Source organism: Tepidibacter sp., from assembly GCF_025210165.1.
GTDB lineage: Bacteria > Bacillota > Clostridia > Peptostreptococcales > Peptostreptococcaceae > Tepidibacter_A.
Map to the genome: position 1 here is coordinate 1 of NZ_JAOASI010000061.1, position 4,071 is coordinate 4,071.

The 4,071-nt window shown below is 27.2% G+C and carries 4 protein-coding genes and 1 rRNA gene; 4 read left to right on the forward strand and 1 reads right to left on the reverse strand.

The annotated features are described in order from the left end of the window. From rrf to N4A48_RS09805, 3 genes are all read left to right on the forward strand, one after another. Nucleotides 1-114, forward strand: a 5S ribosomal RNA gene (gene rrf / locus N4A48_RS09795); the annotation flags it as partial. A 538-nt stretch (nucleotides 115-652) separates the two neighbouring features. After that, nucleotides 653-1,216 carry an RNA polymerase sigma factor gene (locus N4A48_RS09800; RefSeq protein ID WP_293665731.1) on the forward strand — a complete coding sequence of 188 codons (564 nt, stop codon included), beginning with the start codon at nucleotides 653-655 and terminating at the stop codon, nucleotides 1,214-1,216. Between the two features lie 25 nt (nucleotides 1,217-1,241). Continuing rightward, complete coding sequence (locus N4A48_RS09805; RefSeq protein ID WP_293665732.1) at nucleotides 1,242-1,970, forward strand: DUF4367 domain-containing protein; 729 nt, start codon at nucleotides 1,242-1,244, stop codon at nucleotides 1,968-1,970. Nucleotides 1,971-1,990: 20 nt separating this feature from the next. Here the strand turns inward: N4A48_RS09805 and N4A48_RS09810 are convergent, their stop codons facing one another. Further along, nucleotides 1,991-2,296, reverse strand: a complete 306-nt coding sequence (locus tag N4A48_RS09810; RefSeq protein WP_293665733.1) for a hypothetical protein — start codon at nucleotides 2,294-2,296, stop codon at nucleotides 1,991-1,993. A gap of 348 nt (nucleotides 2,297-2,644) precedes the next feature. On the opposite strand from N4A48_RS09810, the gene N4A48_RS09815 reads away from it, so the two are divergent. Then, the gene (locus tag N4A48_RS09815) at nucleotides 2,645-3,811 is read left to right on the forward strand and encodes a hypothetical protein (protein ID WP_293665734.1); all 1,167 of its coding nucleotides are present in this window, start codon (nucleotides 2,645-2,647) and stop codon (nucleotides 3,809-3,811) included. Nucleotides 3,812-4,071 lie beyond the last annotated feature (260 nt).

The window sequence follows — 4,071 nt, forward strand, 5'->3', positions numbered from 1 at the left end:
GGTTATTATAGCAAGGAGGATACACCTGTTCCCATTCCGAACACAGAAGTTAAGCTCCTTAGCGCCGATGGTACTTGGGGGGCAGCCCCCTGGGAGAGTAGGACGTAGCCACGTAATCTTTTTTTATGCTTAAAAAAACTATATCATTTTTTGTTTTACATATAATTTGTTGAAAAAGCTACACTTACAAGTATTTTTGAGCAACGGAGCCTGTAAGGGTCGTTAGCGAGTAGACGAATTTTAATCGAAAAAGATGGTTATTTAAATACCGTGAATGCATTAAATAGATTTATACAACATAAGTTTTATTGAAATCCATTTAAAAGATTTACTAACATTTAAATAACCATCTTTTTTAGTATATGTATATATATATACATAAAGATAATTATAAAGTATGTTAAAGATTCTCAGACTAGCATATGAGTAGATAAAAGAGGTCAAAGTTCTATAAACTAAATATTGAAATAGTTATATAGAATTATATAGATCTATACTTAATTTGAAAAATAAATTTATTACAAACAAATAATGCTTATATACGGACGCAAAAGTCATATAAATAGCATTTATTTGCAATAAAAGGTAAGAAATGATAAATTTATGTTGAATTTAATTGTAAACATATACATAATCAAAAGGGGAGAACTACATGGGGATATTCTTTAAAAGAAAAAAACAGGATGAAATAGAATTATATAAAATACTATTTGAAACCTATAACAAGAAAGTATATAGAGTAGCTTACTATATTCTTAAAAATGAAGAGGATGCAAAGGATATAGTTCAAGATACTTTTATACAAGCTTTCAATAAGATAGATACGCTTAAAGATAAAAATAAGTTTGAAAGCTGGATATGTGCTATAGCATCTAATTTATCTAAAGCTCAATATAACAAGAGAAAGAAAGAGCTTTTAGTAGAAGATGATTCTAAAATAATTCCTTTCTTGTGTGATGATAAGGATTTAGATTTACCTGAAAATATTTTAGAAAATAAAGAATTAAATAGCTATATACTGGAACAAATCAACAGTTTAGATAGTCATTATAAACAAGCATTAATTTTATATTATTATTTAGAGCAATCTTATGAGGAGATTAGTAAATCGCTAGATATAAGTATAGGAACCGTTAAATCTAGACTATATAGAGCTAAAAATTTGATAAAAGATAACCTAAAAATATATAAAGATTCGAAAAAATCAGCAGTATAATAGGTCATGAAAGAGGGTGAGGCATATGAAAAAAGATATTCTAGAAGAAATAATAAAAGAGAACATAAAAGAAGATATAGATAAAATAGATGTTCCTAACATGGATTATGTTTGGAATAATATAGAAAACAAGATACAGAATGAGACCAAAGAAAGAGATAGTTATTTTAATAAAAAAATAGCTTGTATAATAGCTATACTAGTATTATCAAGTTATATAAGTATTGGTTTTCATAATCAAAGTCAGGCTAACTTTAGAAGAATATTAAACTTTATATATAAGGAAAATGATGAATCTATTGATGTAAGTTTGGATTATAAAAATCCAGAGGAAGATATGAGAGAAAAAAACATAAATAAACCTAGTGAAACGATATTAAAATTTAATGATATTCAAAATAAAACTGATTTTATAGTAAAAAAACCTTCTCATATCCCAATGGGGTATAGATTAGAAAAATGCTTAGGGTATGAAGATGAAGAGGAAATTTTATATATAAAATTAGTTTATGAAAATGAAAATGATTCTATTGAAATAAAACAAGAGCCTGTTAGAGGTGATTATGCACATTCCATTAAGATGAATCCTAAATATGGGGAAGTAAAGCAATTCGTAGAAAATGGATTAAAATATAACGTTATAAAAATAAAAGATAATAAATTTAAAATAATATGGGATATGTTCGAAACAAAGTATACGGCTATAGGTAGTAGTGAAAAAGAATTAAAGAATTTAGTTATTAGCATAAAATAAGAGCTAGGGAATCCTAGCTCTTATTTTACGCTTATTGAAGATGTTGTACTTTCTTCAGTTTCAGTTTTTCCATTTTGTGTCACAACATGAGATACCTTAACTCTATACTTTCCACTTGATGCATTAGTATATACTGTTTCAAAGTTAATTTCATCATCATCAAATGTACTTTTATTCCAAGAACGTATAGTTGTCCATGAGGAACTGTTTTGTTTTTGTAAAGATACTTTCAATTTTAAAGTATCTACTTTAGAAATTGTTTCAGTAAGTGCACTTATTAGAATTCGTGATCTTCCTAGATCATCTATAATTGCTTCGCAGTTCACTATGTAATTATTAGATCTTGTAGATGCTTGAATATCTAAGATTTTAGTTTCAACAGTTTTTTCTTCAATAACTAGATTCTTCTCTTGACCATGTATAGGTGTGATTAAAAAAGATGTAAATAAAATTAAAGTTAATAATGTGGATATTATTTTTTTTATGTCAAAATTCCTCCTAATATTAGTATGTTACTTATAAGATAATACAGGTTGATAAAATGTTCCAAATAAAATTGAAAAACATTGGAACATTTTTGGATTATTATGTATCTTAAATTATGTAAAATAGTTATTAAGTTTTTAGGATGGCCATTCAAAACTTTTAATTTTAAAATAATGGAGGAAATAGAGATGATTAAGATTTCAAAAAAAATAGTAAGTTCAATTACTACACTTGGGTTATTAGCAACTATATCTATGCCTATAAATATACATGCATTAGATAAAAATAAGATAAATGAAGACTTTCTCAATAAATATGGTATATCCCAAAAAAATTGGGAAAGTCTTGAATATCATAGTGATACAATTAAATCTGTAATAGAACAAGAAAATTTATCTAAAAAAGAAGCTCAAAATTTAGTTAATACATGGATTGAAAAATATGAAGAAAAACAAAATAAAGAAAAAATATATAGTTCTGAAGAAGAATATAAGATTGTTGATGGTATAGTAGTAGACAATAAGGGTAATAAAATATGTCCAACTCCTCATCAAATAAAAAGCGACAAGCTATTAAAAAAAGAAGATATTAAAGAAAATACTTCACCGAAATTAGCTAAAAGTAGTTATGGTTATGATATTGTAGGTAATCCAAATGAGCACACAGGTTCACATTGGACTGTTATAGCAGACAAAGGATATAATAAAGCAACAGGTTATTTCAACCTTCCTAAAGTTAGAATTGAGGATGAGGGCAACACTTTTCCATATGCTTACTTTGGTGAATATGGTTATCAAGGTAAATATAATCCTTTAGTGAGTGATGCTGGGATTCATTATTTAGAAGATGGACCAGACGGAAGAGGATGGTATTCTTTTATAAATTTCAATGTATGGAGTGATAAAAAAGGAGAATATAAACAAGATTGGGATCAAGATTTAATAAGACCTTCTTCAGATAAAGTGTATATGATGTATGAAATAAAATCATATTCAGGTTATGATAAAGCAACAGTTACAATTGTAGATACTGAAAATTGGTCAACATTACAAACTTATACTTCGGATACTCGAGACCTTGTTCCTGAAAAAGATTTTATAAATAGTAGTTATTCTAATTTAGAAATGACTAGAGAAACTACTCTAGCTCAAGTAAATGAAAATTTAAATGATGGGTCTTATGTACATAATGCAGAATGGAGCAATGTGTATTTATATAGTCCATCTTCTTATCATGAATGGACCAATAGATATACATCTGAAGCTGGGTATGGAACAACTCAAGAACATGCTGATACAGTTACAGTAAATTCATGCAGTGAATGGTATGAAGATGATGTAGATATTGATTATTAAAAACATATAAAGCTGTAGAAAGTGTTCTACAGCTTTTATTATTTAAAGAGTTTATATAAAATATATTATATAAAACTTGGATTCATTATAGGAGGATTATATGAAGAAATTCTTTTTGATTTGTATATATGAAAACCACCTGCTATGCGGGTGGTTCTAAAAAGCTTCCAGCGGTGAGTAGAAAAGAAAAAACTCCTTTGTTAGAATAGTATTTAGGTTTGCCGACCAAATACAAAACAAAGGAGAATGCCCAAATGGAC

What these genes read in the sequence shown, in the direction of transcription:
- N4A48_RS09800 (WP_293665731.1), top strand. Translation starts at nt 653, where the DNA reads ATGGGGATATTCTTTAAAAGAAAAAAACAGGATGAAATAGAATTATAT.
- N4A48_RS09815 (WP_293665734.1), top strand. Translation starts at nt 2,645, where the DNA reads ATGATTAAGATTTCAAAAAAAATAGTAAGTTCAATTACTACACTTGGG.
- N4A48_RS09805 (WP_293665732.1), top strand. Translation starts at nt 1,242, where the DNA reads ATGAAAAAAGATATTCTAGAAGAAATAATAAAAGAGAACATAAAAGAA.